The following is a 12,864-nucleotide window of genomic DNA, read 5'->3' as shown; positions in this document are numbered from 1 at the left end:
CAGCCTTACAGGTAGTTGGCGTTGGCAGCGTCCAGGGTGCCCTGGGCCTGCATGATCAGTTCGCAGAACTCGCGCGCCGCCCCCTCGCCGCCGCGTGCCTGGGTCACGCCGTGGGCGTGCTGGCGAACGAACGGCGCGGCGTTGGCCACCGCGATGCCCAGGCCTACCCGGCGAATCACCGGCAGGTCGGGCAGGTCGTCGCCCAGGTAGGCGACTTGCTCATAGCTTAGGCCCAGTTCGGCAAGCAAGCCGTCGAGAACCACCAATTTGTCTTCGCGGCCCTGGAACAGGTGCGGGATTCCGAGGTTCTTCGCCCGGCGCTCGACCACCGGGGTCTTGCGCCCGCTGATGATCGCCGTGGTCACGCCCGAGGCCATGAGCATCTTGATGCCCTGGCCGTCGAGGGTGTTGAAGGTCTTGAATTCGCTGCCGTCTTCAAGGAAGTACAGGCGGCCGTCGGTGAGCACGCCGTCGACATCGAAGACGGCGAGCTTGATGGCCTTGCCGCGTTGCATCAGGTCCTGGGTCATCTTTAAGGCTCTCTTGTTACATCACGCCGGCGCGCAGCAGGTCATGCATGTTCAGGGCGCCGGTGGGGCGGTCGTGCTTGTCGACGACCACCAGGGCGCTGATCTTGTGGTCTTCCATGATTTTCAGGGCCTCGGCGGCGAGCATGTCGGCGCGGGCGGTCTTGCCGTGTACGGTCATCACCTGCTCGATCAGGGTGGTGTGCACGTCGATGTTGCGGTCCAGGCTGCGGCGCAGGTCGCCGTCGGTGAAGATCCCGGCCAGGGTGCCGTCGGCTTCCATGACCACGGTCATGCCCAAACCTTTGCGAGACATTTCCAGCAGGGCGTCCTTGAGCAGGGTGCCGCGCTGCACTTGCGGCAGTTCGTCGCCGGCGTGCATCACGTTTTCCACCTTCAGCAGCAGGCGACGGCCCAAGGCACCGCCGGGGTGCGAGAAGGCGAAATCTTCGGCGGTGAAACCGCGTGCTTCAAGCAGGGCGATGGCCAGGGCGTCACCCAGCACCAGCGCCGCGGTGGTGGAGGAGGTGGGCGCCAGGTTCAGCGGGCAGGCTTCCTGGCTGACGCTGGCGTCGAGGTTGACCTCGGCGGCCTGGGCCAGGGGCGAGTCCGGGTTGCCGGTCAGGCTGACCAACTGGATGCCCAGGCGCTTGATCAGCGGCAGCAAGGTAACGATTTCAGCGGTGCTGCCGGAGTTGGACAGGGCCAGGATGACGTCGTCACGGGTGATCATGCCCATGTCGCCGTGGCTGGCCTCGGCCGGGTGCACGAAGAATGCCGGCGTGCCGGTGCTGGCCAGGGTGGCGGCGATCTTGTTGCCGATGTGCCCGGACTTGCCCATGCCAACCACCACGACCCGGCCCTTGCTGGCCAGGATCAGCTCGCAGGCCTTGACGAAATTGGCGTCGAGACGGGCCACCAGGCCTTCTACGGCCTCGAGTTCCAGGCGCAAGGTGCGCTGGGCGGATTGGATCAGCTCGCTGGATTGGCTCATGTCGAAAAGCAATGCCTGATTAAAAGGCGGCGATTATAGCTGCAATGGAAGAAAGCCTCACCCTTTCGATTGCCTCATCAATTGCCATGAAAGCCTGTCATTGGCCTGAACGACTCGTTCCATGGCCTTGGGGCGGGGCTGTCAGCGGTGCTATAGTTCGCCGCTATTCAGCCTGCCAGGGGTACGTGTGCCTTCCATGAGGGGGCCGGCGTCCATGAGTGCGAGGCTGCACTAGCAAGGAGTCTAGATGAGTGTGGATAGCGCCTACGCGGTCGAGTTGAAGGGAGTGACCTTCAAGCGCGGTTCGCGCAGCATTTTCAGCAATGTCGACATCCGCATCCCGCGGGGCAAGGTCACCGGCATCATGGGGCCTTCAGGGTGTGGCAAGACCACGCTGCTACGCCTGATGGGCGCGCAGCTGCGGCCGTCGAGCGGTGAGGTGTGGGTGGCCGGGCAGAACCTGCCGAGCCTGTCGCGCAGCGACCTGTTCGACGCCCGCAAGCAAATGGGCGTGCTGTTCCAGAGCGGCGCGCTGTTCACCGACCTCGATGTGTTCGAGAACGTCGCGTTCCCGCTGCGCGTGCATACCCAGCTGTCGGACGAGATGATCCGTGACATCGTGTTGATGAAGCTGCAGGCCGTGGGCCTGCGCGGTGCCATCGACCTGATGCCCGACGAGCTCTCCGGCGGCATGAAGCGCCGGGTGGCGCTGGCCCGGGCGATTGCCCTGGACCCGCAGATCCTGATGTACGACGAGCCGTTCGTCGGCCAGGACCCGATCGCCATGGGCGTTCTGGTGCGCCTGATCCGCCTGCTCAACGATGCCCTGGGCATCACCAGCATCGTGGTGTCCCATGACCTGGCGGAAACCGCCAGCATCGCCGACTACATCTACGTCGTGGGCGATGGCCAGGTGCTGGGCCAGGGCACTCCGGACGAGCTGATGGGCTCGGACAATCCGCGGATTCGCCAGTTCATGAAGGGCGACCCGGACGGCCCGGTACCGTTCCATTTTCCCGCGCCTGACTACCGCGCCGATTTGCTGGGAGCGCGTTGATGCGCAGAAAATCCATTCTCGAACGTATTCGCCTGTTCGGCCGCTCGGCGATCGACGTGCTGGCGGTGCTGGGGCGTTCCTGCCTGTTCCTGTTCCATGCCCTGGCAGGGCGTGGCGGCATCGGTGGCGGCTTCCAGCTGCTGACCAAGCAGCTGTATTCGGTGGGCGTGCTGTCGCTGGCGATCATCGTCGTGTCCGGCGTGTTCATCGGCATGGTGCTGGCCCTGCAGGGCTACAGCATCCTGACCAAGTACGGCTCCGAGCAGGCCGTGGGGCAGATGGTCGCTCTGACCCTGCTGCGCGAACTGGGCCCGGTGGTGACCGCGCTGCTGTTCGCCGGCCGCGCCGGTTCCGCGCTGACGGCCGAAATCGGCAACATGAAATCCACCGAGCAGCTGTCGAGCCTGGAAATGATCGGCGTCGACCCGCTCAAGTACATCGTCGCGCCGCGCCTGTGGGCGGGCTTCATCTCGCTGCCGCTGCTGGCGCTGATCTTCAGCGTGGTCGGCATCTGGGGCGGTTCGTGGGTCGCGGTCGACTGGCTGGGCGTCTACGAAGGCTCGTTCTGGGCCAACATGCAGAACAGCGTTTCCTTTACCGACGACGTGCTCAACGGGCTGCTCAAGAGCCTGGTGTTCGCCTTCGTCACGACCTGGATCGCCGTATTCCAGGGGTATGACTGCGAGCCCACCTCAGAAGGGATCAGCCGTGCCACCACCAAGACCGTGGTCTATGCCTCGTTGGCAGTACTGGGTCTGGACTTTATTCTGACCGCCTTGATGTTTGGAGATTTCTGATGCAAAACCGCACCCTGGAAATCGGTGTCGGCCTGTTCCTTCTGGCCGGGATCCTGGCGTTGCTGCTGCTGGCCCTGCGTGTCAGCGGCCTGTCGGCCAGCCCGAGCAGCGATACCTATAAAGTTTATGCCTACTTCGACAATATCGCCGGTTTGACGGTCAGAGCTAAAGTGACCATGGCCGGTGTCACCATCGGCAAGGTTACCGCCATCGATCTGGACCGTGATTCCTACACCGGTCGGGTGACCCTGCAGCTGGACAAGTCGGTGAACAACCTGCCGACCGACTCCACTGCCTCGATCCTGACCGCCGGTTTGCTTGGCGAGAAATACATCGGCATCAGCGTGGGCGGCGAGGAAGACGTGCTCAAGGATGGCTCGACCATCCATGACACCCAGTCGGCACTGGTGCTGGAAGATCTGATTGGCAAGTTCCTGCTCAACACCGTTGGCAAGGAACCCAAAGAAGCGCAACCGGCTAAATAAGGAGTTTCCATGATTTCGATCCTGCGACGTGGCCTGCTGGTGTTGCTGGCGGCCTTCCCCCTGATGGCACTGGCTGCGCAGTCGCCGCACGACGTGGTTCAGGGCACCACCACCGAACTGCTCAGCGACCTCAAGGCCAACAAGGAGCAGTACAAGGCCAACCCCAATGCCTTCTACGATGCGCTCAACCGCATCCTCGGCCCGGTGGTGGATGCCGACGGCATTTCCAAGAGCATCATGACCGTCAAGTATTCGCGCAATGCCACCCCGGCGCAGATGCAGCGCTTCCAGGAAAACTTCAAGCGCAGCCTGATGCAGTTCTATGGCAATGCGTTGCTGGAATACAACAACCAGGGCATCACCGTCGACCCGCCCAAGGCTGACGACGGCAAGCGCGCCAGCGTTGGCATGAAGGTCACCGGCAACAATGGCGCGGTGTACCCGGTGCAGTACACCCTGGAAAACCTCGCCGGCGAGTGGAAGGTGCGTAACGTGATCGTCAACGGCATCAACATCGGCAAGCTGTTCCGCGACCAGTTCGCCGACGCCATGCAGCGCAACGGCAACAACCTGGACAAGACCATCGATGGCTGGGCCGGCGAAGTGGCCAAGGCCAAGCAAGCGGCGGACAGCTCGCCGGAGAAGACCGTCAAATGAGCGAGGCTGCCGTGAGCATGGCCGAGCCAGGCGTGCTGTACCTGGCCGGCGTGCTGGACTACCGCAGCGGCCCGGGCCTGCGCAAGCAGGGCAAGGCGTTGATCGACGCCTGCCGGGAAACCCGGCTGGTGCTCGATTGTTCGGCGGTGGTGCGCTCCACCAGCGTCGGCCTGTCGCTGCTGCTGGCGTTCATCCGTGACGCCCAGGCGACGGGCAAGGCCTGCGAGGTGCGCGGCATGCCCGAGGACATGCGGGAAATTGCCGAGGTCTATGACCTCGATGAGGTACTGGCGAGCTGATGGCTTGGCAGTGAAGAACAGCCCCTCGGTCGCGTGCCCCTTCGTTGGGCTTCGCAGGCGAGGGGCTTTTTTGTATGATGGCCGACCCGTGCGCATCGGGCGCCGATTGAGGTTGAGCATGCAGGCCGTAGAAGTTAAGAGCTTCCTTGAAGAGAAATTGCCGGGATCCCGGGTCGAAGTTGAGGGCGAAGGCTGCAACTTCCAGTTGAACGTGATCAGCGACGAGTTGGCTGGCCTGAGCCCGGTCAAGCGTCAGCAGGCGATCTATGCTCACCTGAATCCGTGGATCGCCAATGGCAGCATCCATGCGGTAACCATGAAATTTTTCAGCAGCGCAGCCTGGGCTGAGCGCACCTGAGCCAACATGGCGGCGAGACACCAATGGACAAACTGATTATTACTGGCGGCGCTCGTCTTGATGGCGAGATCCGCATTTCGGGCGCGAAGAACGCAGCCCTGCCAATCCTGGCGGCGACCCTGCTGGCCGATGGCCCGGTCACCGTGGGCAACCTGCCGCACCTGCACGACATCACCACCATGATCGAGCTGTTCGGGCGCATGGGCATCGAGCCTGTGATCGACGAAAAGCTGGCGGTGGAAATCGACCCGCGCACCATCAAGACCCTGGTCGCGCCGTACGAGCTGGTCAAGACCATGCGCGCCTCGATCCTGGTGCTCGGCCCCATGGTCGCACGCTTCGGCAAGGCCGAAGTCGCGCTGCCGGGCGGCTGCGCCATCGGCTCGCGCCCGGTCGACCTGCACATCCGCGGCCTTGAGGCCATGGGTGCGAAGATCGAAGTCGAAGGCGGCTACATCAAGGCCGAAGCCCCTGAGGGCGGCCTGCGCGGCGCGCAGTTCTTCTTCGACACCGTGAGCGTCACCGGTACCGAGAACATCATGATGGCCGCTGCCCTGGCCAAGGGCCGCAGCGTACTGCAGAACGCCGCCCGCGAGCCTGAAGTGGTCGACCTGGCCAACTTCATCAATGCCATGGGCGGCAAGGTGCAGGGTGCCGGCACCGACACCATCACCATCGATGGCGTCGAGCGCCTGGGTTCGGCGCACTACCGCGTCATGCCCGACCGCATCGAAACCGGCACCTACCTGGTTGCCGCTGCGGTGACCGGTGGCCGCGTCAAGGTCAAGGACACCGACCCGACCATCCTTGAGGCGGTACTGGAAAAGCTCAAGGAAGCGGGCGCCGACATCACCACCGGCGAAGACTGGATCGAGCTGGACATGCACGGCAAGCGGCCAAAGGCCGTCAACCTGCGTACCGCGCCGTACCCGGCCTTCCCGACCGACATGCAGGCCCAGTTCATTTCCCTGAACGCCATTGCCGAAGGCACGGGCGCGGTCATCGAAACCATCTTCGAGAACCGCTTCATGCACGTGTACGAAATGCACCGCATGGGCGCGCAGATCCAGGTCGAGGGCAACACCGCCATCGTCACCGGCGTGCCGGCGCTCAAAGGTGCGCCGGTCATGGCCACCGACCTGCGTGCGTCCGCCAGCCTGGTGCTGTCGGCGCTGGTTGCCGAAGGCGACACGCTGATCGATCGCATCTACCACATCGACCGTGGTTACGAGTGCATCGAGGAAAAACTGCAGATGCTCGGCGCGAAAATCCGCCGCGTACCGGGCTAGTTGCCCGCAGGTGCAAGGACGCACCCTTCGAATTGAATGCGGTCGGGCGAAACACGCCCGGCCGGCAGTAGCCGCTTAAGGACCGACGTTCCAATGTTGACCATCGCGCTTTCCAAAGGCCGTATTCTCGACGATACCCTGCCGTTGCTGGCCGAGGCCGGTATCGTGCCTACCGAGAACCCGGACAAGAGCCGCAAGCTGATCATCCCCACCACGCAGGACGACGTGCGCCTGCTGATCGTGCGTGCCACCGACGTGCCGACCTATGTCGAGCATGGCGCCGCCGACCTCGGTGTGGCTGGCAAGGACGTGCTGATGGAGTACGGCGGCCAGGGCCTGTACGAACCGCTGGACCTGCAGATCGCCCGCTGCAAGCTGATGACCGCCGGCGTGGTTGGCGCGCCTGAGCCCAAGGGCCGCCTGCGCGTGGCCACCAAGTTCGTCAACGTAGCCAAGCGCTACTACGCCGAGCAGGGCCGCCAGGTCGACATCATCAAGCTGTACGGTTCCATGGAACTGGCCCCGCTGATCAACCTCGCCGACAAGATCATCGACGTGGTCGACACCGGCAACACCCTGCGTGCCAACGGCCTGGAGCCCCAGGAGCTGATCGCCACGATCAGCTCGCGCCTGGTGGTCAACAAGGCCTCCATGAAAATGCAGCACGCCCGCATCCAAAGCCTGATCGACACGCTGCGCCAAGCAGTCGAATCACGACACCGCGGCTGACTCCTGAGCGCGGCCTCTGCTGCCGCGCCCGTCTATCCGCGTCATAGCCATTTTTCTCGGGTGCCCGCGCGGATGGACTGGTAGCCTAGGGCGCCTGAGCATTCGCTAATAATCGAGGCCCTCGCCATGACCGTGTCCACTGCAATTGCCCGTCTCAACGCCGCTGATCCGGATTTCGCCCGACATCTGGATCATCTGCTGAGCTGGGAAAGTGTGTCCGATGACGCGGTCAACCAGCGCGTGCTCGACATCATCAAGGCTGTGCGCGAGCGCGGCGATGCGGCGTTGGTGGAGTTCACCCAGCGTTTCGATGGCGTCGATGCCCAGTCGATCAACGACCTGATCCTGGGCCGCGAGCGCCTGGAACTGGCCCTGACCCGGATCACCCCGGCCCAGCGTGAAGCCCTGGAAAAAGCCGCCAACCGCGTGCGTGTGTACCACGAGCGGCAGAAGCAGGACTCCTGGCAATACACCGAAGCCGATGGCACCGTGCTTGGCCAGAAGGTCACCCCGCTGGACCGCGCCGGCCTGTACGTGCCGGGTGGCAAGGCGTCGTACCCCTCGTCGGTGCTGATGAACGCCATCCCGGCCAAGGTAGCCGGCGTGGCCGAAGTGGTGATGGTAGTGCCTACCCCGCGTGGCGAAATCAACGAGCTGGTGCTGGCGGCAGCCTGCATCGCCGGGGTCGACCGGGTATTCACCGTGGGCGGCGCCCAGGCTGTTGCGGCATTGGCCTATGGCACCGAAAGCGTGCCCCAGGTGGACAAGATCGTCGGCCCGGGCAACATCTACGTAGCCACCGCCAAGCGCCATGTGTTCGGCCAGGTGGGTATCGACATGATCGCCGGCCCGTCGGAAATCCTCGTGGTGTGCGATGGCCAGACCGACCCGGACTGGATCGCCATGGACCTGTTCTCCCAGGCTGAACACGACGAAGACGCCCAGGCCATTCTGGTCAGCCCGGATGCCGCGTTCCTCGACCGCGTGGCTGCCAGCATCGACAAGCTGCTGCCGACCATGGAACGTGCCGAAATCATCGAGAAATCGGTCAACGGCCGTGGCGCGCTGATTCAGGTGCGTGACATGCAGCAGGCCATCGAAGTCGCCAACCGCATCGCCCCCGAGCACCTGGAGCTGTCGGTCGCCGACCCGCAGGCCTGGTTGCCGCACATTCGCCACGCCGGTGCGATCTTCATGGGCCGCCATACCAGCGAAGCGCTGGGCGACTACTGCGCCGGCCCCAACCACGTGCTGCCAACCTCCGGCACTGCGCGCTTCTCGTCGCCGCTGGGGGTGTATGACTTCCAGAAGCGTTCGTCGATCATCTTCTGCTCCGAGCAGGGCGCGTCGGAGCTGGGCCACACCGCATCGATCCTGGCCCGCGGCGAGTCGCTGACCGCCCACGCCCGCAGCGCCGAATACCGTATCCTGACCCAAGACAAGGGGAACTGAGCATGAGTCGATTCTGGAGCCCCTTCGTCAAGGACCTCGTGCCTTACGTCCCGGGCGAGCAACCCAAGCTGGCCCGCCTGGTCAAGCTGAACACCAACGAGAACCCCTACGGCCCGTCGCCCAAGGCGCTGGAAGCCATGCGCGGCGAGTTGAACGACAACCTGCGCCTGTACCCGGACCCCAACGGCGACCGGCTCAAGCAGGCAGTGGCCGACTACTATGGCGTCACCCGGGCCCAGGTGTTCGTCGGCAATGGCTCGGACGAGGTGCTGGCGCACATCTTCCACGGCCTGTTCCAGCACGCCCAAGGCCCGCTGCTGTTCCCGGATGTCAGCTACAGCTTCTACCCGGTGTACTGCGGCCTGTACGGCATTCCCTTCGAGCAGGTGGCGCTGGACGAGCAGTTCCAGATCCGCGTTGCCGACTACAGCAAGCCCAATGCCGGGATCATCTTCCCCAACCCCAACGCGCCAACGGGTTGCCTGTTGCCGCTCGAAGCCGTCGAGCAACTGCTGCAGGCCAACCGTGACTCGGTGGTGGTGGTGGACGAGGCCTACATCGATTTCGGCGGTGAAACGGCCATCGGCCTGGTGGACCGCTACGACAACCTGCTGGTGACCCAGACCCTGTCCAAGTCGCGTTCGCTGGCAGGCCTGCGTGTTGGCCTGGCAGTCGGCCACCCAGACCTGATCGAGGCGCTGGAGCGGATCAAGAACAGCTTCAACTCCTACCCGCTGGACCGTATGGCGATCGTGGGTGCGGCCGTGGCCTTCGAGGACCAGGCGTATTTCGAGGAAACCTGCCGCAAGGTGATCGACAGCCGCGAGGCGCTGGTCGAGCAGCTGGTTGCCAAGGGCTTCGAGGTACTGCCTTCGGCGGCCAACTTCATCTTCGCCCGCCACCCACAGCAGGACGCGGCGCAACTGGCTGCGCGGCTGCGTGAGCAGGGCGTGATCGTGCGCCACTTCAAGCAGCAGCGCATCGCCCAGTTCCTGCGCATCACCATCGGTACGCCAGAGATGAACCAGGCGCTGATCGACGCGCTGAGCTAACCCACGCCCCGTTCCTCTGTAGGAGCGGGCTTGCCCCGCGAAGCAGGCCCCGCGGTGTATGGCACCGGCTTCGCCGGTGTTCGCGGGGCAAGCCCGCTCCTACAGGGTTATCTTCGAGATGCGATCGGGCGGGTGAAAATGCCTACTGAATTGATGTACACCTAGGGTTCGATTAAGCTGCAGCAATTCATCGGATGATTGGTTGAATTGCATGAACACAGAAGTCACCCGCCGATCCCTGGTGGAATTGGCCGTGGAGCGCATGCGTGAACGCATCCTCCAGGGCGACTGGCAGGTGGGGCAGCGCCTGCCCACCGAGCCTGAACTGGCCTTGCAGCTGGGCATCAGCCGCAACACCGTGCGCGAAGCCATGCGCGTGCTGGCCTTCGCCGGCCTGGTGGAAATCCGCCAGGGCGACGGCAGCTACCTGCGCACCAGCCAAGACCCGTTGCAGGCAGTGCAGGCCATGGCGCGCTGCACGCTGGAGCAGGCCCGGGAAACCCGGCATATCCTCGAAACCGAGGCCATCGGGCTTGCCGCCTTGCGCCGTACCGAGGCCGACTTGCAAGGGCTGCGCGCCGCACTGGCCGGCAGTGGCGAGCATTTTCACGGTGACGTCGATGCCTATGTCACCTGCGACCTGGTGTTTCACCAGCGGCTGATCGATGCCGCGCACAACCCGGCCCTGAGCGAGCTGTACCGCTACTTCTCCGGGGTGGTCGCCAGCGCGCTGCAGCACAACATGGCCACTGTTCCGCGCTGCCAGGCGACCTTCGACCTGCACGGGCAGATCGTCGACGCCATCGAGCAGCGTGACCCACAGCGGGCCAAGCAGCTGAGCCGTACCCTCATCGAATCCTGACCACGAGAAAAGCATGTCTGAATCCATCACCCGCGAGCGCGAGCTCGACCCCTTGCTGATCGATGCCGAGGCCGACGATGCCCAGGTGCAGGCTACCGTGCAGCGCGTACGGCCCTGGTTACTGCTGCTGGGCCTGGTGCTGGTGGCGCTGAACCTGCGCCCGGCGCTGTCGAGCATGGCGCCGGTGCTTGGCCTGGTGTCCGAAGGGCTGGGGCTTAGCGCGTCGCAGGCCGGCTTGCTGACCACCTTGCCGGTGCTTTGCCTGGGCCTGTTCGCACCCCTGGCGCCGCTGCTGGCGCGGCGTTTTGGCAGCGAGCGGGTGATTCTTGGCATTCTCCTGGTCCTGGCCCTGGGCATTGTCGTGCGCAGCACGCTGGGCGAGGCAGGGGTGTTCATCGGCAGCATCATGGCCGGCGCAAGCATCGGCATCATCGGTGTGTTGTTGCCGGGTATCGTCAAGCGCGACTTCCCCCGGCATGCCGGGACCCTCACCGGCGTGTACACCATGGCCCTGTGCCTGGGCGCCGCCATGGCAGCCGGCGCCACCGTGCCGCTGACCCAGCACTTCGAAGGCAGCTGGGCGCTGGGCCTGGGCTTCTGGATGATCCCGGCGCTGTTGGCGATGCTCGTCTGGTTGCCCCAGGCACGGCAGGGCCATGGCCTGCACAAGGCGGCTTACCGCGTGCGCGGGCTGTGGCGCGACCCGCTGGCCTGGCAAGTTACCCTGTACATGGGCCTGCAGTCGTCGCTGGCGTACATCGTGTTCGGCTGGCTGCCCTCGATTCTGATTGGCCGCGGCCTAAGCCCTACCGAAGCGGGGTTGGTGCTGTCCGGCTCGGTGATCGTGCAACTGGCCAGTTCCCTGGCCGCGCCGTGGCTGGCGACGCGGGGCAAAGACCAGCGGCTGGCCATCGTGGTGGTAATGCTGGTGACCCTGGCCGGGTTGTTCGGTTGCCTCTATGCGCCGCTGTCCGGGTTGTGGGGCTGGGCAGTGGTGCTGGGGCTGGGGCAGGGCGGCACCTTTGCCCTGGCGCTGACCCTGATCGTGTTGCGTTCCAAGGATGCCCATGTGGCGGCGAACCTGTCGAGCATGGCCCAGGGCGTGGGTTATACCCTGGCGTCCATGGGGCCGTTCGCGGTGGGGCTGGTGCATGACCTCACCGGCGGCTGGGCGGCGTTGGGCTGGATCTTTGCGGTGCTCGGGGTGGGGGCCATCGTGTTTGGCCTGGGCGCCGGGCGGGCGTTGCATGTGCAGGTGACCAGCGAGAAGGTTTGACATTGAGGGTGGCCTTGCCGGCCTCTTCGCGGGGCAAGCCCGCTCCTACAGGAGCGGGCTTGCCCCGCGAAAGGGCCGGTACTGGCTAATCCATCCAGGGCAGATTATCGTGCAGCTTCCCACTTGCCAGGAACGGACCTGCCCCATGAGCGACGCCAACCGTGAGCTGATCACCCGCTTCTACCAGGCCTTCCAGCGCCTGGATGCCGAGGCCATGGTGGCCTGCTACAGCGACGATATCGCATTCAGCGACCCGGTGTTCGGCACCTTGCGCGGCCGCGATGCCGGCGACATGTGGCGCATGCTCTGCGCGCGCGCCAAGGATTTCTCGTTGACCTTCGACAGCATTCGCGCCGATGAGCGCGGGGGTGCTGCCCACTGGGTGGCTACCTACCTGTTCAGCCAGACTGGCCGCACCGTGGTCAACGATATCCAGGCCCGCTTCGTGTTCCGCGATGGCCTGATCTGCCAGCATGACGACAGCTTCGACCTGTGGCGCTGGTCGCGTCAGGCCCTGGGCGCGCCGGGGGTATTGCTGGGCTGGTCGCCGATGTTGCAGAACAAGGTGCGCCAGCAGGCCTTCAAGGGGCTGCGTGCGTTCCAGCAGGCCAGCTGAGCGGTTAAGCTGTCGGCCATGAACACGGTCAATGAAATTGCCCCCACCCCAGTGTGCAAGCCTTGGTACGTCTACCTGGTGCGCGCAGCCAACGGCTCGCTGTACTGCGGCATCAGCGATGACCCGCAACGTCGGTTCATCGCCCATCAGAAAGGGCAGGGCGCCCGCTACTTCAAGACCAGCCCGGCGCAGGCGCTGGTGTATGTGGAGCAGTGGCCAGACAAGGGCGAGGCGCTGCGCCAGGAGCGCCTGGTGAAGAAGTTGCGCAAGTCGGCCAAGGAGGCGCTGGTGACCTCCTATGGGGCCTTGGCGGGTAGCGGTTAGGGCCGCTCGCGCAGGGAACATTGCACGCATGCGCGCCGCATTCCCCTGTAGGAGCGGGCTTGCCCCGCGAACACCGGCGAAGCCGGTGCC

General features: G+C 64.7%; 16 protein-coding genes. 14 read left to right on the top strand and 2 right to left on the bottom strand.

The genetic code is table 11. The features are described 5' to 3' along the window. Positions 1–5: 5 nt before the first annotated feature. Both F3J44_RS20390 and F3J44_RS20385 read right to left on the bottom strand, forming a co-directional pair. Positions 6–530, bottom strand: a complete 525-nt coding sequence (locus tag F3J44_RS20390) for an HAD family hydrolase (RefSeq protein ID WP_167060511.1) — start codon at positions 528–530, stop codon at positions 6–8. A 16-nt stretch (positions 531–546) separates the two neighbouring features. Beyond that, positions 547–1,521 (bottom strand): SIS domain-containing protein, encoded by a 975-nt coding sequence (locus F3J44_RS20385; protein WP_167275444.1) that lies wholly within the window; start codon positions 1,519–1,521, stop codon positions 547–549. Positions 1,522–1,768: 247 nt separating this feature from the next. On the opposite strand from F3J44_RS20385, the gene F3J44_RS20380 reads away from it, so the two are divergent. The 14 genes from F3J44_RS20380 (at position 1,769) to F3J44_RS20315 (ending at position 12,774) form a co-directional block, all read left to right on the top strand. Further along, the gene (locus F3J44_RS20380; RefSeq protein WP_043213285.1) at positions 1,769–2,578 is read left to right on the top strand and encodes an ATP-binding cassette domain-containing protein; all 810 of its coding nucleotides are present in this window, start codon (positions 1,769–1,771) and stop codon (positions 2,576–2,578) included. Continuing rightward, positions 2,578–3,375 carry a lipid asymmetry maintenance ABC transporter permease subunit MlaE gene (gene mlaE / locus F3J44_RS20375; RefSeq protein ID WP_167060505.1) on the top strand — a complete coding sequence of 266 codons (798 nt, stop codon included), beginning with the start codon at positions 2,578–2,580 and terminating at the stop codon, positions 3,373–3,375. The genes F3J44_RS20380 and mlaE overlap by 1 nt, the downstream gene beginning before the upstream one ends. Next, positions 3,375–3,860, top strand: a complete 486-nt coding sequence (gene mlaD, locus F3J44_RS20370; RefSeq protein WP_167060502.1) for an outer membrane lipid asymmetry maintenance protein MlaD — start codon at positions 3,375–3,377, stop codon at positions 3,858–3,860. Before mlaE ends, mlaD begins: the two co-directional genes overlap by 1 nt. Before the next feature lie 9 nt (positions 3,861–3,869). Continuing rightward, positions 3,870–4,517, top strand: coding sequence for a phospholipid-binding protein MlaC (locus F3J44_RS20365; RefSeq protein ID WP_167060499.1), 648 nt, complete (start codon positions 3,870–3,872; stop codon positions 4,515–4,517). Next, positions 4,514–4,816, top strand: coding sequence for a lipid asymmetry maintenance protein MlaB (locus F3J44_RS20360; RefSeq protein WP_167275441.1), 303 nt, complete (start codon positions 4,514–4,516; stop codon positions 4,814–4,816). The genes F3J44_RS20365 and F3J44_RS20360 overlap by 4 nt, the downstream gene beginning before the upstream one ends. A gap of 118 nt (positions 4,817–4,934) precedes the next feature. Beyond that, the gene (locus tag F3J44_RS20355) at positions 4,935–5,174 is read left to right on the top strand and encodes a BolA family protein (protein WP_003255121.1); all 240 of its coding nucleotides are present in this window, start codon (positions 4,935–4,937) and stop codon (positions 5,172–5,174) included. 23 nt (positions 5,175–5,197) lie between these two features. After that, complete coding sequence (gene murA / locus F3J44_RS20350) at positions 5,198–6,463, top strand: UDP-N-acetylglucosamine 1-carboxyvinyltransferase (RefSeq protein ID WP_167275439.1); 1,266 nt, start codon at positions 5,198–5,200, stop codon at positions 6,461–6,463. A 93-nt stretch (positions 6,464–6,556) separates the two neighbouring features. Next, on the top strand, positions 6,557–7,192 hold the full coding sequence (gene hisG / locus F3J44_RS20345) for an ATP phosphoribosyltransferase (RefSeq protein WP_023382134.1): 636 nt from the start codon (positions 6,557–6,559) through the stop codon (positions 7,190–7,192). A 126-nt stretch (positions 7,193–7,318) separates the two neighbouring features. Then, a complete protein-coding gene (hisD, locus tag F3J44_RS20340) occupies positions 7,319–8,644 on the top strand; it encodes a histidinol dehydrogenase (protein ID WP_167275436.1) in 1,326 nt (441 codons plus the stop codon). Positions 8,645–8,646: 2 nt separating this feature from the next. After that, positions 8,647–9,696 carry a histidinol-phosphate transaminase gene (gene hisC / locus F3J44_RS20335; RefSeq protein ID WP_167275434.1) on the top strand — a complete coding sequence of 350 codons (1,050 nt, stop codon included), beginning with the start codon at positions 8,647–8,649 and terminating at the stop codon, positions 9,694–9,696. A gap of 211 nt (positions 9,697–9,907) precedes the next feature. Further along, complete coding sequence (locus tag F3J44_RS20330; RefSeq protein WP_167060481.1) at positions 9,908–10,558, top strand: FadR/GntR family transcriptional regulator; 651 nt, start codon at positions 9,908–9,910, stop codon at positions 10,556–10,558. Positions 10,559–10,571: 13 nt separating this feature from the next. Next, positions 10,572–11,834 carry an MFS transporter gene (locus F3J44_RS20325; RefSeq protein WP_167060478.1) on the top strand — a complete coding sequence of 421 codons (1,263 nt, stop codon included), beginning with the start codon at positions 10,572–10,574 and terminating at the stop codon, positions 11,832–11,834. A gap of 145 nt (positions 11,835–11,979) precedes the next feature. Then, positions 11,980–12,450, top strand: coding sequence for a nuclear transport factor 2 family protein (locus F3J44_RS20320; protein ID WP_167060475.1), 471 nt, complete (start codon positions 11,980–11,982; stop codon positions 12,448–12,450). A gap of 18 nt (positions 12,451–12,468) precedes the next feature. Beyond that, positions 12,469–12,774: a GIY-YIG nuclease family protein gene (locus F3J44_RS20315; protein ID WP_167275431.1), complete on the top strand. Its 306-nt coding sequence runs from the start codon at positions 12,469–12,471 to the stop codon at positions 12,772–12,774. Positions 12,775–12,864: the final 90 nt, after the last annotated feature.

This window comes from Pantoea sp. Tr-811, assembly GCF_011752535.1.
GTDB lineage: Bacteria > Pseudomonadota > Gammaproteobacteria > Pseudomonadales > Pseudomonadaceae > Aquipseudomonas.
Note: the sequence above shows the minus strand (reverse complement) of the source record. Positions and strands in the feature narration are given on the sequence as shown.

Bases quoted from the DNA above. Each gene is read 5' to 3' on its own strand.
- F3J44_RS20390 (WP_167060511.1), bottom strand. From the start codon at position 530: ATGACCCAGGACCTGATGCAACGCGGCAAGGCCATCAAGCTCGCCGTC.
- F3J44_RS20385 (WP_167275444.1), bottom strand. From the start codon at position 1,521: ATGAGCCAATCCAGCGAGCTGATCCAATCCGCCCAGCGCACCTTGCGC.
- F3J44_RS20380 (WP_043213285.1), top strand. From the start codon at position 1,769: ATGAGTGTGGATAGCGCCTACGCGGTCGAGTTGAAGGGAGTGACCTTC.
- mlaE (WP_167060505.1), top strand. From the start codon at position 2,578: ATGCGCAGAAAATCCATTCTCGAACGTATTCGCCTGTTCGGCCGCTCG.
- mlaD (WP_167060502.1), top strand. From the start codon at position 3,375: ATGCAAAACCGCACCCTGGAAATCGGTGTCGGCCTGTTCCTTCTGGCC.
- F3J44_RS20365 (WP_167060499.1), top strand. From the start codon at position 3,870: ATGATTTCGATCCTGCGACGTGGCCTGCTGGTGTTGCTGGCGGCCTTC.
- F3J44_RS20360 (WP_167275441.1), top strand. From the start codon at position 4,514: ATGAGCGAGGCTGCCGTGAGCATGGCCGAGCCAGGCGTGCTGTACCTG.
- F3J44_RS20355 (WP_003255121.1), top strand. From the start codon at position 4,935: ATGCAGGCCGTAGAAGTTAAGAGCTTCCTTGAAGAGAAATTGCCGGGA.
- murA (WP_167275439.1), top strand. From the start codon at position 5,198: ATGGACAAACTGATTATTACTGGCGGCGCTCGTCTTGATGGCGAGATC.
- hisG (WP_023382134.1), top strand. From the start codon at position 6,557: ATGTTGACCATCGCGCTTTCCAAAGGCCGTATTCTCGACGATACCCTG.
- hisD (WP_167275436.1), top strand. From the start codon at position 7,319: ATGACCGTGTCCACTGCAATTGCCCGTCTCAACGCCGCTGATCCGGAT.
- hisC (WP_167275434.1), top strand. From the start codon at position 8,647: ATGAGTCGATTCTGGAGCCCCTTCGTCAAGGACCTCGTGCCTTACGTC.
- F3J44_RS20330 (WP_167060481.1), top strand. From the start codon at position 9,908: ATGAACACAGAAGTCACCCGCCGATCCCTGGTGGAATTGGCCGTGGAG.
- F3J44_RS20325 (WP_167060478.1), top strand. From the start codon at position 10,572: ATGTCTGAATCCATCACCCGCGAGCGCGAGCTCGACCCCTTGCTGATC.
- F3J44_RS20320 (WP_167060475.1), top strand. From the start codon at position 11,980: ATGAGCGACGCCAACCGTGAGCTGATCACCCGCTTCTACCAGGCCTTC.
- F3J44_RS20315 (WP_167275431.1), top strand. From the start codon at position 12,469: ATGAACACGGTCAATGAAATTGCCCCCACCCCAGTGTGCAAGCCTTGG.